The sequence below is a fragment of the Micromonospora sp. WMMA1947 genome, assembly GCF_027497355.1.
Lineage (GTDB): Bacteria > Actinomycetota > Actinomycetes > Mycobacteriales > Micromonosporaceae > Micromonospora.
Genome location: NZ_CP114909.1, coordinates 844,841 through 858,397, shown reverse-complemented (window position 1 = coordinate 858,397; position 13,557 = coordinate 844,841). Strand labels below are relative to the sequence as shown.

At 70.8% G+C, this 13,557-nt stretch carries 14 protein-coding genes; 7 read left to right on the top strand and 7 right to left on the bottom strand.

Going from position 1 to position 13,557, the window contains the following annotated elements; translation table 11 throughout:
* The first annotated feature begins 70 nt into the window (after positions 1 to 70).
* Positions 71 to 1,288 (top strand): aminoglycoside phosphotransferase family protein, encoded by a 1,218-nt coding sequence (locus O7604_RS04085; protein WP_281578901.1) that lies wholly within the window; start codon positions 71 to 73, stop codon positions 1,286 to 1,288.
* On the opposite strand, the gene O7604_RS04080 is transcribed toward O7604_RS04085, so the two are convergent.
* Positions 1,285 to 2,145 (bottom strand): AraC family transcriptional regulator, encoded by an 861-nt coding sequence (locus tag O7604_RS04080; protein WP_281578900.1) that lies wholly within the window; start codon positions 2,143 to 2,145, stop codon positions 1,285 to 1,287. The two genes, O7604_RS04085 and O7604_RS04080, sit on opposite strands and share 4 nt — an antisense overlap.
* A gap of 122 nt (positions 2,146 to 2,267) precedes the next feature.
* On the opposite strand from O7604_RS04080, the gene yidD reads away from it, so the two are divergent.
* Positions 2,268 to 2,639 (top strand): membrane protein insertion efficiency factor YidD, encoded by a 372-nt coding sequence (gene yidD, locus O7604_RS04075; protein WP_269701919.1) that lies wholly within the window; start codon positions 2,268 to 2,270, stop codon positions 2,637 to 2,639.
* A gap of 112 nt (positions 2,640 to 2,751) precedes the next feature.
* Here the strand turns inward: yidD and O7604_RS04070 are convergent, their stop codons facing one another.
* Positions 2,752 to 3,486, bottom strand: a complete 735-nt coding sequence (locus O7604_RS04070; RefSeq protein WP_281578899.1) for a DUF2071 domain-containing protein — start codon at positions 3,484 to 3,486, stop codon at positions 2,752 to 2,754.
* A 32-nt stretch (positions 3,487 to 3,518) separates the two neighbouring features.
* Complete coding sequence (locus O7604_RS04065; protein WP_281578898.1) at positions 3,519 to 3,884, bottom strand: VOC family protein; 366 nt, start codon at positions 3,882 to 3,884, stop codon at positions 3,519 to 3,521.
* 384 nt (positions 3,885 to 4,268) lie between these two features.
* Between O7604_RS04065 and O7604_RS04060 the strand changes: the two genes are divergently transcribed.
* Together O7604_RS04060 and O7604_RS04055 are read left to right on the top strand one after the other, a co-directional pair.
* Positions 4,269 to 6,122 (top strand): hypothetical protein, encoded by a 1,854-nt coding sequence (locus O7604_RS04060; protein WP_269701914.1) that lies wholly within the window; start codon positions 4,269 to 4,271, stop codon positions 6,120 to 6,122.
* A 12-nt stretch (positions 6,123 to 6,134) separates the two neighbouring features.
* On the top strand, positions 6,135 to 6,386 hold the full coding sequence (locus O7604_RS04055) for a hypothetical protein (protein WP_194799485.1): 252 nt from the start codon (positions 6,135 to 6,137) through the stop codon (positions 6,384 to 6,386).
* Here the strand turns inward: O7604_RS04055 and O7604_RS04050 are convergent.
* On the bottom strand, positions 6,364 to 7,296 hold the full coding sequence (locus O7604_RS04050; protein WP_281578897.1) for a hypothetical protein: 933 nt from the start codon (positions 7,294 to 7,296) through the stop codon (positions 6,364 to 6,366). The two genes, O7604_RS04055 and O7604_RS04050, sit on opposite strands and share 23 nt — an antisense overlap.
* A 112-nt stretch (positions 7,297 to 7,408) precedes the next feature.
* Between O7604_RS04050 and O7604_RS04045 the strand changes: the two genes are divergently transcribed.
* Positions 7,409 to 9,574 carry an MMPL family transporter gene (locus tag O7604_RS04045; protein WP_281578896.1) on the top strand — a complete coding sequence of 722 codons (2,166 nt, stop codon included), beginning with the start codon at positions 7,409 to 7,411 and terminating at the stop codon, positions 9,572 to 9,574.
* A 22-nt stretch (positions 9,575 to 9,596) separates the two neighbouring features.
* On the opposite strand, the gene O7604_RS04040 is transcribed toward O7604_RS04045, so the two are convergent.
* Both O7604_RS04040 and O7604_RS04035 read right to left on the bottom strand, forming a co-directional pair.
* Positions 9,597 to 10,259, bottom strand: a complete 663-nt coding sequence (locus tag O7604_RS04040; protein WP_269701910.1) for a response regulator transcription factor — start codon at positions 10,257 to 10,259, stop codon at positions 9,597 to 9,599.
* Positions 10,256 to 11,395: a sensor histidine kinase gene (locus O7604_RS04035; protein WP_281578895.1), complete on the bottom strand. Its 1,140-nt coding sequence runs from the start codon at positions 11,393 to 11,395 to the stop codon at positions 10,256 to 10,258. The genes O7604_RS04040 and O7604_RS04035 overlap by 4 nt, the downstream gene beginning before the upstream one ends.
* Positions 11,396 to 11,565: 170 nt before the next feature.
* Here O7604_RS04035 and O7604_RS04030 point away from each other — a divergent pair, with 170 nt between their 5' ends.
* A complete protein-coding gene (locus tag O7604_RS04030; protein WP_281578894.1) occupies positions 11,566 to 12,120 on the top strand; it encodes a DUF1772 domain-containing protein in 555 nt (184 codons plus the stop codon).
* Positions 12,117 to 12,569 carry a hypothetical protein gene (locus O7604_RS04025; RefSeq protein ID WP_281578893.1) on the top strand — a complete coding sequence of 151 codons (453 nt, stop codon included), beginning with the start codon at positions 12,117 to 12,119 and terminating at the stop codon, positions 12,567 to 12,569. The genes O7604_RS04030 and O7604_RS04025 overlap by 4 nt, the downstream gene beginning before the upstream one ends.
* A gap of 11 nt (positions 12,570 to 12,580) precedes the next feature.
* Here O7604_RS04025 and O7604_RS04020 read toward each other — a convergent pair whose 3' ends face one another.
* A complete protein-coding gene (locus O7604_RS04020; protein WP_281578892.1) occupies positions 12,581 to 13,498 on the bottom strand; it encodes an HNH endonuclease in 918 nt (305 codons plus the stop codon).
* Positions 13,499 to 13,557: the final 59 nt, after the last annotated feature.

Here is a 13,557-nt window from a genome sequence, read left to right as displayed (position 1 = left end):
GGAGCGGTCCCGAACCGGACCCCGATCAATCCGCTCGCCTCCCGTAGGGGTGCCCGGATACCGTCCGGCCGTGTCCCGCACCGTGTCGCTGGTCCTGCTCGACTCCGCCGGCCGCCCGCTCGGCGCGCTGCCGCCGTTCGCCGTGCCGGAGCCGTGGTGGCAGGAGGTCGCTTCGATCGTCGACGCCGTCCGGCAGCGCCACGGTCTGGAGGTCGCCGTGCTGCGGCTGCTCGACGCCGACCGTCCCGCGCCGCCGGGCGGCCACGTCCGCTACCTGGCGCAGGTCGTCGACGCGCCCGGCGTACCCCTGGAACCGGCCGTGAACGCACTTGGCGTACCCCTGGAACCGGCGACAGTGGACCTGGCGCCGCATCCGCTGCGCCAGCCGTGGGCGGAGGCCGGCGGCCCGGCCCGCAGCGTCGCCTGGGCGACCGGCGAGCTGCGCCGGCTCGGCCGCCGAGTGACGGCGGTGGCGCAGCAGCGCACCTGGAACCTCTCCGCCATCTGGCGCCTGGACACCGACCGGGGCCCGGCGTGGCTGAAGCAGCTCCCCCCGTTCGCCCGCCACGAGCCCACGGTCCTGGCCTTCCCTGTTGGCACGAACTCCTTGATCAACGGGCCGGTCGTGCTCGCCGCCGACGGCGAGGGGCGGATGCTGCTGGCGGACGTGCCGGGCGCGGACCGGTACGGGGCCGGGGAAGGCGAGCGGGCCGCCGTCGCGGCCGAGCATCATTCAGTGCAGTGGCGGGCGTGCGGGGTGGTCGGTGAGCTGGTCGCGGCCGGGGTGCCCGACCTGCGCGGGGCGCGGCTGGCGGGCTGGATCCACGAGCGGCTCGCCGGGTACGACGTGTCGGCCGCCGCGGATCTGCTCGACGGGCTCGACCGGCGGTTGCGGCAGGTCGGCGACTGCGGCCTGCCGGACACGCTCGTGCACGGCGACCTGCACCCCGGTAACGTCCGCGGCGACGACGGGCACCGGACGGTGATCGACTGGGCGGACTCGTTCGTCGGCCACCCCGCCTTCGACATCCTGCGTCTCACCGAGGCCGCGGACGCCGCCGACCGGCTCGTCGACGCGTGGGCCCGGCGCTGGCGCGTCGACGTGCCGGGCAGCGACCCGCGCCGGGCGGTCGACCTGCTGCGACCGGTCGCGCCGCTGCGGCTGGCCGCCGTGTACGCGATGTTCCTCGCCGCGATCGAGCCGGGCGAACATCCGTACCACGTGCACGACGTGCCGGCCGCGCTGGCGCGAGCCGCGGCGGTGGCGCGAGCGGCGGCGCGACCCTAGACCCGGCGCACCGGGATCCACAGCTCCGCGTCGGCGGTGCCGCCGTCCGCGGCGACCCGCACCCGCGAGATCTCCGGCCCCGGCCGGGTCTCGTACGGGTTGGACGGGAACCAGGACGTGAACACGGCCCGCCACAGGTGCTGCACCGCCACCGGGAACGCGCCGGAACTGGAGAACACCGCCCAGTCACCGGCCTCGACCGGCAGGCTGCGCAGGTCGTCCGGCACGTCCGCGCCGGTGACCGCCGCGTACCAGTAGTCCAGCTCGGTGCCCTCGTCGCGGGAACCGGTCAGCTCGGCGCTGACGTTGACGATGCCGTGCGGCTCCTGGTCGGACAGTGCCTCGATGCGGCGTACGGTGGCCGGGTCGATGCCCCTGACGAACGCCACGATGTGCGGGTTCATCCCCTCGTGCACGAGCGGCACCCGCGCCGTCAACCCGGCGAGCCGGAAGGCGTCCTTGGTCACGATCCGGTAGTCCATGCTGGTGTTCCCTTCGACGACGAGCCGGAAGGACATCCGGGGCTGGGACCGCAGCACCACACCGGCCTGCCGGGCCTGCGTCGGCCCGACACCGTGCACGGCCCGGAACGCGCGGGCGAACGCCTCGTTCGAGCCGTACCCCCAGCGGACCGCCACGTCGAGCAGCGACTCCCGGCCGGCGAGCACGTCGGCGCCCGCCAGCGTCATCCGGCGACGGCGCACGTACTCCGACAGCGGCAGCCCGGCCAGCGCCGAGAACAGCCGGCCGAAGTGGTGTTCCGACACGCCCGCTACCCGGGCCAGCGCGGCCACGTCGAGCGGCTGGTCGAGCCGCTGTTCGAGGTGGTCCAGCGCGGCGTTGAGCCGATCCAGCACCCGTTGTTCCCTCCTTGGTGACGCCTTCGACGCTAGGTTCCCGGCCCGACGACGACCCGATCACACCGGACCAGGTCCGGTCGCCTCATTCGACACTGGCAGGCGTGTCGCATCATGACGTGGTGATCTTTCGGAAGCGGCACCACAACAAGAAGAAGAGCCGGGACTGGTGCAACTGCGACGTGCCCACCTGTGACGGGCCGGGCTGCTGCGACCTGGGCCTCTTCTCGATGCTGCTCACCCTCGGCTCGGTGACCGCCGGCCTCGTGCGCCGGCCCGCCGTGGACCGGGCCGGCCGGGCCGCCATCCTCGGCTACCGGCGCTGGCTGTCGCACCGCTGGCCGGCGACCTGCCGCTACACGCCGACGTGCAGCGCGTACGGACTCGCCGCCGTCGAGCGGTACGGGCTGGCGGTGGGCGGTCGGATGGCCGCCGACCGGGTACGCCGATGCCGCCCCGACGTGCCGCACGGCACCCACGACCCGCTGCGCTGACCGCGCTCGCCTCGGCGCCGCGCGGACGTGCCGCCGCCACATCGGGGAGGTGGCGGTGTCCCGGTGCGCCGGATGCCGCCACTCCGCCGATCTGGCGTCGATCAGGGTGGCGTCATCGGGCCGACGTGGGGTTGCCGAAGACGACGGGGACGCCGGGGGAGTAGAGCACGCTCACCGGCGGCCCGTCCGGTGCCGGCAGGCCCCCGGCGGTGACCAGTTCGTCGTCCAGGTGCAGCAGTTCGGCACGGTGCAGCGGCCACTGTGGATGCCAGTTCGGCACGTGCAGGGTGCGGCCGTACGCGCGGGTGTGCAGGCCCCAGCGTGCGGTGAGGAAGTGCTCCAGCGGCGTCGGCTCGGGAACGGGCGCCCCGACGCGGACCGTCATCCGGCTCGTCGCGCCCGGCGGACCGGGCCAGCGGCGGCGGCACCGGTAGGTGAGCGTGTCACCGGAACGGTCCAGCCGCATCGCCGACCACTTGTACGGCAGGCGCAGGCTCAGCTGCGCCACCAGCACGGGCACCAGCCGCGACGCGTCGAGCGAGCGGAACACGACAGCGCGCCGCCCCGAGCCGTCGACCGAGTAGAGCCGGACGTTCGTCTCCCAGAAGGTGCCGAAGTAGGGCACGCCCGGACCACGCCCGAGCCCCAGCCCGACCATCTGAAACCCGATCAGCCCGACGTAGGTGAGCCCGTCGAACGTGTCCGGCCGGGTGCCCGCGGGCAGCAGCGGCGCCACCCGTTCCGGCGGGACCGCCCAGTGCAGGAAGGTGAGGTCGTGCCAGCGCTGGCCCAGCCAGGCGAGGCGGATGGCGCGTTCCGGAGCGTGCTCGACCGGTTCGATCTCCACCGGCCCATCCTGCATCGCCGACGCAACCGGACTCACTCCGGACGGTGGCAGACCGCCTCGACGTTGTTGCCGTCCGGGTCGCGGACGAACGCGCCGTAGTAGCCGGCGTGGTATTCCGGCCACTCCTTCGGCGCGTGCAGCACCTCCGCGCCGGCCGCCACCGCCGCGTCGTGGAACGCCCGCACCGTGGGGCGGTCGGCGGCGGTGAACGCGATGTGCACCGGCACCGGCGTGGCAGCGGCCGGGGCGGGCTCCACCCAGAAGTCGGGCTTGTCGACGCCGTAGCCGATCGGGCCGGGCTCCATGAGCCGGCGCCCGCCCAGCGGAGCCAGCACGGCGTCGTAGAAGGCGCCGCTGGCCGCCAGATCGCGCACCGCTACGGAGAAGTGGTCGAGCACGTCGCCTCCCTGCGATCGTCGTTGACCGCCCCAGGCTACGGGCTCTCTACGACACTTCCCCCGGGCACCGGAACCGCAGATCCATCCGCTCCGGTGCTGTCGCATACGCGACAGCGCGCGGGCGGGCGTGAAGGAGCCAATGTCCCTTGTCAATCCCGACCAGGCGGGTTGAAACGGGCGCGCCTCCCCGCTGTGCCTGCAGGACGGACCGAAGCGTCCGTTGACATTTATGTAGTGGTTGGCACTATGGACGTACGGAAGTGCATAAGACCGCAGAGGTGAACTGCACTCGGTGGCCGGTCAGGGCCTCCAGGTGCCGAAAACCGGGGAGCGTGGCCTATGGCATCAGATCTTCCGGAGGTCAGCCGATCCGAGGGATTCGGCATGCTGCCTAAGCGACTTGCCTTCTTGGCGGTGACAGCGCTCCTCCTGCTGTTTCTCTTCATGGCGCTGGTGGAGTTTCCGTGGGCGAACCTGGCTGTGCATATCATTTTCGGAGCCCTGGCGGCGGGCGCCGGCCTGGCGCTGGCGCTGCTGCGGGAAAATCCCAATCTCAAAGCAATGGCACCCGGCGCGCCCGTCGCTGAATCCCCGAGCCGGGAGGAGATACAGGAGGCCGCGAGTTATGTCGCCCGCAACTACGACCCATATGCGATCGCCTGCTTCATCAATCTCTTGCTCGATCCGCCACGCTCGCTGGCGAGGGTCCACGACGAGGTCGAGCCGAGCGGGCGGATGCTCCGTGTCAGGACGACGCTGCAATATCGGATCGACTTGCCGCAGCCGGCCCGTCGACCCAACTACAGCGACGAAACCGGTTCGCCCGAGCACGTCGGCGCCGATCCCCGTTCGACGGCAGCGGAGGGCGGCGAACGAAGTGGACGAGGTTCGACCGGTGTACTGATCCCCCTGGTGACTGCGCGGAAGGGGTTGCTATTCGACCTAGTGAGCGCCACGGACGCGAAAGGGGAGACCATCCCTGTTCTTTCCCAACGGGAAGTTCGCGGCCTCACCGCGCTCGCGATCGAGTCCCTCTTTCTGCTGGCTTGGCAGGAGACGGGTCAACATCTCAGCTCCCCCGCACTCAGGAAATCTGACCGGGACATCATGGCCCGGGTCATCGTGGCGATCTGCCGGCCTGCTGCGGCTCCGGTCGGAGTCGGCGGGACGAGACCGACGGATGCCCCCAAATCAGCATGGGAAGAGGTTCAGGATGCGCTGAAGCAGATCACTGGCCTCAGCGAGGAGATCTCCCCGGTCTGGCGAGACAAAATTCTCGACATCTGTAAGGTGCTCGCCAAGAGTTACGTTGTGGTCGGCGAGGTGCCGGTTCCGGAGACGATGAACGTCCTGGTCACCTACAGCTCCCTCTATTCGCCCGAAAGGATGCATGTCAGCCCGTATGAGAAGCTGAGGGCTCGTTTCGGCTTGGCGCCATTTACGCTCGACGTACCGATGACGCGAGCGCTACAAGCAGACAGCTACCATTTTGAACTGCTTGCCCCGGCGGGTTGCTATGTCTTCAGTCATCATCTCGAGGTGTTGGGTGGGCGAGACATACTTCGTCAACGCCATTTCAAGATCAATGGGTTTCAACAGTATGTCCGGCTCCACCACGAGCAGGCTCGCCCCGTGGCGCATCTGTACGTCCGCCGACACGGGCGCTGGGGTGACCTGAGGTCCATCGCCCCTGGCGAGCGCGTGTCCTGGGACTTCAAATCGATCGTCTACCTGCGAGAGATTCCGCCGGGCGCACTAGGCAACGCAGCGACTCTCGCCACGCTGACCGCTATCGTTCTTCTCTTCTTCACGCTGTCCCGCGCTGGTCTGGACAACGCAGCGGCTGCCGTCGGTCTGCCCGCGCTCGTGCTGGCGCTGCCGGCGTTTGTTGCAGGCGCCTTGGGCCGAGGACTCGACCAGGAGCGGGTCGGCCGCGCTTCGCTCATTGCGTACTTCGGCCTTCAGTCGGTGATGTTACTTTCGTTCGCAGGCGTGCTGCTGTACGTGCTCGACGCCGCGAAACGCCTGCCGACCGAGGTTGCCCTGAGCCTGGCCGGGCTTCCACACAAGATCCATAGCGACGTCCTCTGGTTGGGGCTGTCCTTCCTGGCGTTGGTCCTCGCGACCTTCCTGATTCGGCAGCGCCAGCAAGCCACGAGGTATTACCTGAAGGCACAGGAGCGAGCGGTGGCCAACAAGCACGTTGAGCCTGGCCATTCAACTAACGGCACGGATTGACGGAGGTGCGGCTTGGAGCAGAACGAGGAGTGGGGCGACGGGCGTCTTGTCGTGCGACGGGCAGAAGTGCCAGACAGTGACATCGTGGACATGACCGTGGTGACCACCCGAGCGCAGCACCTTGCGCTCAATGCGATCGTCTACGCACTGGTGGACCGGATCAGAGAGGCGGACGCGGCCAGTATCAGCCATTATTCGCTGCCGAATCCGACGGTGACCGGCGCCGACGGTTGGCAGGGCCTCACCTCGGAAGGCGGCAAGTAGCTCGTCTCCGCCGGGCGGTGTCCGCGACGACCAGCAGGCCGGGCACCGTGCCGAGCAGCCAGATCACGCCCGCCGGCCAGTGGATCATCTCGCCTACCGCGCCCCTGATCTGCGGCACGTCACCCACCACGTAGGACGCCTCCGGGTCGTCCGTGCGGCAGTCGAGCGTCCACGCACCGGGAGTCGGCACCCGCACTGTCGCCACCCAGGAATAGACGGCGGCGTCGCTGCCGTAGCCGCCCGGCGGGACGGAGACCGGCTCGGCCGCCTGGACCCGCGAGCCGCCGCCGGTGAGGCGGCAGTCCGGGTCCACCGGGGAGAAACCCAGCGCGAAGATCGCGTACGCCCCGGCCGCAGGCGCCGTGAACCGGCTCGCAGACGTCGCGTACGGGCCGACGCCGCCGTACTCCCGAGGGGGTTCTCCGATCGTGCTGTCCTCGGCGCCGAGCCGTACCGCGGACTGCGCCAGCAGCGCGCCGAACACGACGGCGAACCCGCCGATCAGATAGCCGCGCCGCGACGCCGGGCCGGCCCGGCGGGGCAGGCGCCCGCCGACGGCGTACCCGATCAGCGCCCCGGCCACCGCGAGCGCCGCGCCGCCGAGCATTGCCCGCCCCCAGAGGGCCTCGCCGGTCAGCGGCACGACCCACCGGAAGAAGGCCAGTGACACCGCAAGAAGCACGGTCGTGACCAGCGTGGACACGCCGACGGCAGCGGCGGCGCGCCGGGGTTGGCGGGCCGCCAGCACGGCGGCGAGCGCCGGCGACGCGAGCACGGGCCACCACAGCGCGGTGGAGACCGGCTGCTCCTCCTCCCACCTGTGGGTCCACTCGTAGACCACGAGTGGGGCCGGGACGGTCGCCGCCAACCAGGCCGTCAGCACTCCGGGACCGGGCAGCCGCACGCTCATCTGTCGATCCTCGACCACCCGGATCATCGACGAAAGTCCGCGAGCCGTCCGAAAGGGATTGCTCACACAGCGTAGGATCGCGTGCGACACAGCCGAACACACGGGGGAAACGATGTTCGAGCGCCTGGGCAGATTCGTCGTGGGCAAGGCCTGGTGGGTGATCGGCGGCTGGGTCGTCGCCGCGATCGCGATCATCGCCGCCAGTCCTTCGCTGAGCGACATCACCTCCGCGGACCAGGAGAGCTTCCTGCCGCGCACCTACGAGTCGGTGCAGGCCACCGAGCTGGCCGCGAAGTCGTTCCCGCAGGCCGCCACCGCCACCGCCACCGTCGTGGTCAAACGCAGCGACGGCAAGCCGCTCACAGCGGCCGACGAGGCGCGCGTGGGTCAGCTCGCCACCGCGCTCAAGGCCCGGAACATCCCGCAGACCTCCGGCTACCTGACCGGCCCGCAGGCCGTCGCGCCGGACAAGTCGGTGCAGGTGGTCACCGTCGGTCTCGACGCCGACAGCCCCGACGACCCACGCCTGCTCGACGCGGTACGCGACCTGCGCGCCGCCCTCGGCCCGGACCTGGCCGGCAGCGGCCTGACCGCCGGGGTGGCAGGCGACGTGGCGAGCTTCGTCGACAACGAGGACACGTTCAACGAGGCGTTCGCGGTCGTCGGTGTCGCCACCATCGTCCTCATCATCGGACTGATCCTGATCATCTTCCGCAGCCCGATCGCCGCGCTGCTGCCGGTGGTGGTGATCAGCGTCGTCATGTCCGTCACCACCGGGCTGGTCGCCGCCGCCGGCAAGGCGTTCGACCTCAACGTCAGCCAGGACCTGCAGACCATCCTGCTGATCGTGCTGTTCGGCATCGGCACCGACTACATCCTGTTCCTGCTGTTCCGCTACCGGGAACGGCTGCGCGCCGGCGACGACAAGCGCACCGCGATGATCGTCTCGGTGCAGCGGGTCGGCGAGGTCATCACCTCCGCAGCCGGTGCGGTGATCGTGGCGTTCCTGGTGCTGCTGCTCGCCTCGCTCGGCTTCTTCGGCTCGCTCGGCCCGGCGCTCGCCATCGCCGTCGGCGTCATGCTCGTCACCTCGCTGACGCTGATCCCGGCGCTCGTATCGCTGCTCGGCCGGTGGGTGTTCTGGCCGTCAAAGGCGTGGCAGCGTCCGCCCAAGGCGACGCTGTCCCGGCGGCTCGGCGCCGTCGTCGGCCGCCGTCCGGCCGTCGTGGCCGCCGCCTCCGGTGTGCTGCTCGTGGCGCTCGCCGCCGGGGTGCTCGGCTACAAGGCCGACTACGACTTCAGCGCCGGATTCCCGCAGGACACCGAGTCGGCGCGGGCCGCCCAGGACCTCCAGCGCGGGTTCGCCGCCGGGGCGCTCGCGCCCACCGAGGTCTACCTGACCACCGGCAACGGCAGCCCGCTCACCGACCAGCAGGTGAACGACTTCGCCGCCGCAGCGGCGCGCGCGCCCGGCGTCGGGCAGGCGCAGCCGCCGGAGCGCAGCCCCACCGACCCGAGCGTCGCCCGGATCAACCTGCTGCTCGACGAGAACCCGATGTCCAACGAGGCGATCACGCTGGTCCGCGACGACCTGCGGGACGCGGTGCACGAGGCGGCTCCGCCCGGCACCAAGGCGCTCGTCGGCGGCGCCACCGCGATCTTCGCGGACATCAACTCGGCGAACAACAGGGACCTGTCGGTGATCCTCCCGGCCGCCGCGCTCCTGATCGCGATCATCCTGGCGCTGCTGCTGCGCAGCCTCGTCGCGCCGGTCTACCTGGTGATCGCGGTGCTGCTCAACTTCGCCGCCACGCTCGGTGCCACCGTCTACGTGTTCCAGGGGCTCCAGGGCAACCCGGGCGTGACGTTCCAGCTGCCGATCATCCTGTACCTGTTCGTGGTGGCGATCGGCACCGACTACAACATTCTGATGATCGCCCGACTACGCGAGGAGGCGCGCGAGGGCCACGAACCGCACGAAGCCGCCGCGATCGGCGTGGAACACGCCGGCCCGACGGTCGCCGCCGCCGGGCTCATCCTGGCCGGTACGTTCGGGGTGCTGATGCTCGCGCCGATCTCGTTCCTCCAGCAGATGGGCTTCGCGGTGGCGATCGGGATCGTGCTGTCCGCGTTCGTCATGTCGATGTTCTTCGTACCGGCGCTGACTGGGCTGATCGGCCACAAGGCGTGGTGGCCGGGGCACGGCGACGAGCGGCGCAACGGCGGTGGTGGCGGCCGGCACGCGGCGCCTGAATCGGCGGACGCGACGCCGGTCTGACTGCGGCCCGCCCCGACGCGGCTCAGCCCTCGCCGGGGCGGATCAGCCCGCTCTCGTACGCGATGACGACGAGCTGTGCCCGGTCGCGGGCGTTCAGCTTCTGCAACAGGCGGCTCACGTAGGTGCGGGCGGTGTCCGGGCTCAGGAACAACGCCTGCCCGATCTCGGTGTTGGACCGTCCGGCGCCCACCTGCGCGAGTACGTCCCGTTCCCGTGCGGTCAGTCCGGCCAGCCGCGCCGGGTCGGCCACCGGTGAGCGGGCCGCCGCGGCGAGCACCCGCCGGGTGACCGCGGGGGAGAGCAGCGCGTCGCCACCGGCCACGGTCCGGACCGCGTCCCGCAGCGCGTCCGGCGGGGTGTCCTTGAGCAGGAAACCCGCCGCCCCGGCGCGGATCGCCTCGAACAGGTACTCGTCGTCGTCGAACGTGGTGAGCATGACGACCTGGACGCCGTCCAGCGTCGGGTCGGTCAGGATCCGCCGGGTCGCCGCCAGCCCGTCCCCGCCGGGCATCCGGACGTCCATCAGCACGATGTCGGGCCGCTGCTCCCGTACCACCGAGAGGCCGCTGCCGCCGTCACCGGCCTCACCCACCACCTCGATGTCCGCCGCCCGGTCGAGCAGCGCGCGCAGGCCGGTACGCACCAGGTGCTGGTCGTCGACGAGGACGACACGGATCGGGTTCACGCGGCGGCTCCCGTCAGCGGCAGGCGGACCGATACGCGGAAGCCGCCGCTCGTGCCGGTTTCGACGGTGCCCCCGAGCAGGGCCACGCGCTCAGCCATGCCGCGCAAGCCTTGGCCCGCCCCGTCCCCGGCGGGCGGGCCGCCGCGGCCGTCGTCCACCACCTCCAGCGCGAGCCGGCCGGGCGTGGCGCGAACCGTCACGGAGACCCGGGTGGCGTCGGCGTGGCGCAGGACGTTCGTCAACGCCTCCTGCACGACCCGGTAGACGGTGCTGCCCACCACCGCGGGCAGCGTGTCCACCGGACCCTCGACCCGCAGGTCGACCGCCAGCCCACCCCGGCGAACGCCGTCCACCAGCGCCGGGAGCCGGTCGAAGCCGGGGACCGGTTCCCGGGGCCCGGGCTCACGGCGCAGCGTGCCGAGCGTCGCCCGCAACTCCGCCATCGCGCTGCCGCTCACCGACCGGATCGCTGCGAGCGCGCTCTCCGCCTGCGCCGGATCGCCGTCGGCGAGCGCCTCCCCGGCGACTGCGGACTGCAACGTGATCACCGACATGGTGTGCCCGAGCGTGTCGTGCACCTCCCGGGCGATGCGCAGCCGTTCCGCCTCGACCTGACGGGTCGCCTCCCGGTGCCGCTCCTCGTCCGCCGCGACCGCCTGCCGGACCAGCGCCGCCCGCAGCGACCGGCGGTTGCGTACCGCGTCACCGAGGGCGAGGACGGCGAGCAGCAGCGCCGCCTCGGAGCCGAGTTCCGTACCCACCACGACCGCGATGTCGTCCCCCTCGGCCAGCCGGGCGGCCACCGAGACGGCCAGCAGGCTCCCGGCCACGACGGCGGCCGGGACGACACGCCCGCGCTCGGACGCCCGGTAGAGGACGGCCGCGGCCGGGGCGGCCACCCCTACGGGCGGCAGGTCCAGCGCGTAGTACCCGAGGATCACGATCGCCGTGGCCAGCAGCGCCGGCAGCGGCCACCGCCTGGCGCACAGCACCAGCCCGCCGAGCACCGCGCCGACCACGACCGCGAGCGCCGCGCTGCCGGGCGAGGGCCGGTCGGCCGCCACGGCCACCACGACCAGGCCGAGCGTGGCCGCCGCGAGCAGCACATCGGCGCGGGTGGGTGAGGTGTCGGGCACGCCTTCGAGCCTAGGTCCGCGCGGACCCTCACCGCTGTCGTCCGCAGGCGTCAGGGACGACCCCGAGGCGTACGCCGAGAAGCGACATCCGGTCGCGCGGCCACGCGGACGACGGCCGAGGACGGCCGACCTAGCGTCGATGGCGTCCCCGAAACGTGAGGATAACCCTCGTGGTACGCACAAGACTGACCTGGTTCGCCCTTATTGTGATGGTCTGGGCGTCGATGATGTCGTTCGGCGGGGTCGCCGCCGAAACCGTGATGCTCTACCCGAACGTCTTCAACGACGCGCCCGCCTCGCTCGACCGGGCCCGCGAGTTCCTCGTCCACGGCGGCCCGCACGACTACTTCCCGCCGCTCGGCGCGTCGGTGATCCTGAGCAGCGTCGCCGCGACGCTGCTCACCTGGCGCGACCGGCGGCTGCGCTGGTGGGTCGCCGGAGCCACAGCCGTCTTCGTCGTCTGCGAGTTCCTGTTCTCCGCTGTCTTCTTCTGGCCGCGCAACGAGATCATGTTCGTGGACCCGGTGGGGACGCACTCGCCGGAGTACCTGCGTCAGGTCGCGGCCGAGTTCGTCGCCGGCCACTGGGTGCGTTTCGCCGGAGGCGCGGTGACGGCCGTGCTGGCGTTCGTCGCGTTGCTGAGATTCGTGCGTTCGACCGCGTCCGTTCCGCAGTCGGCACTCGCTTCGGCACCGGACTCCGGGCCGGCGGAGGTGACCCGATGAGCGCGGGTCGCCGTACCCTCGGGTTCTCCTGGCCGGCGCTCGTCGCGCTGGCCGCGCCGGCCGCCCCGCGCGTGGCACTGCACGACCTGGACGTGGTGCCGGAGGGCACTGTCGTGGCCGCGCTGCTGGCGGTCGGACCGCCGCTGTGCTGGGTGGCCGCCGTGCTGTGGCGACGGCCGCCGCGCCCGTTCCTGACGACAGTGGTGATCGGGGCGCTGTACGGGGTGTTCCTGGCGGTCGGGCACCAGGTGTTCTGGGACTCGTCGCTGGGGATGAACGCGCCGGGGCTGGCCGGGCTGGAGCCGGGGGCGCGGGAAGCGTTGGTGCGGGGTGCGGCGGTCATGTCGAGCCTGGTCACCGGGACGATGGTCGGGGTGCTCGCGGGTGGGATCGCGGTGCTGCTTTCCCGGGTCTGGCCAGCGTCAGCCCGGCCGACAGAGCCCAGTTAACAGGCGATCTTCTAGGCGGCCGCCCGAAACTTCTCGTAGCGTGCCTCAAGCCTTTGACGATGGGGATGAGCAGAGCGCTCCTTAGGCAGTGCAATCTGGCATCCATGCATTTCCTGGATTCCATGACGCAGCATCGGTCCATCGACTTCCTTCAGGATGTCGGGACGCACCTCGACTCGGTGGTCGGGTCGGATTCCAATGATGTTCTGATCGAACGCCGCGTGATGAATCTTGCAGAGGGCTAGGCCGTTGGGCACGATCGGATCGCCCGCCGGTTGGCCGTCAGGGATGATGTGGGCAGCGTCCAGCAGCGACCGGTGGCGCAGCCGGCAGATCGCGCAGGTCGTCCCATAGGCCTGTATCACCCTGGCTCGGAAAACCGGCTGGTGAAGACGCAGCTTCGTCAGACGTTCGACGTACCTTCGCCTGTCCGTATCGAATGCGCTTCCCGGCTGGATCAAGCGCTGTGCCTCGTCAAGCGCAACCGCGAACTGCAGTTGTTCCGGTTCGTCCGCGATCAGCCACACCGGATACCGCGGCAGGTAGAGAGCAGGTGCGATGCCAACGAACCAGATCAGTGGTAGACGCTGTTCGTACGCGCGACGCAACGCGATATTCTCATGGTGGTTGGGGTCGTCTCCACGATACTTGTATCGGAGGAGCCCGTCCGGTCCCTCTCGGTCCTCGTAAGGCGGTGGGTGGCACGGCGGGGTAAACGTTGTGCGGATGGACAGCGCTGCATCAAGAAACGCAGGCTTACGGATACCGCGCTGTGGATCCAGGAGAGCGACTCGTCGGCCTTCGAAGATGAACTGCGCCAGCTCTGCCTTCGTCGCCAGTTCCTGTTGGCGCTGTGCTCGTTCGTTCAGCCAAGCAGCAGCTGCTTTGCGAAGGCGGAGGTCGAGAGCCGCATCTGCCATGATCGACATACTGTCATGCCAACCACGGCCCTCCTTCCACTGAACGGCTAGTGATCGGGAACCACGTA

Excerpts from the sequence above, each read along its gene's own strand:
- O7604_RS04060 (WP_269701914.1), top strand. The coding sequence starts at position 4,269 with ATGCTGCCTAAGCGACTTGCCTTCTTGGCGGTGACAGCGCTCCTCCTG.
- O7604_RS04050 (WP_281578897.1), bottom strand. The coding sequence starts at position 7,296 with ATGAGCGTGCGGCTGCCCGGTCCCGGAGTGCTGACGGCCTGGTTGGCG.
- O7604_RS04045 (WP_281578896.1), top strand. The coding sequence starts at position 7,409 with ATGTTCGAGCGCCTGGGCAGATTCGTCGTGGGCAAGGCCTGGTGGGTG.
- O7604_RS04025 (WP_281578893.1), top strand. The coding sequence starts at position 12,117 with ATGAGCGCGGGTCGCCGTACCCTCGGGTTCTCCTGGCCGGCGCTCGTC.
- O7604_RS04020 (WP_281578892.1), bottom strand. The coding sequence starts at position 13,498 with ATGTCGATCATGGCAGATGCGGCTCTCGACCTCCGCCTTCGCAAAGCA.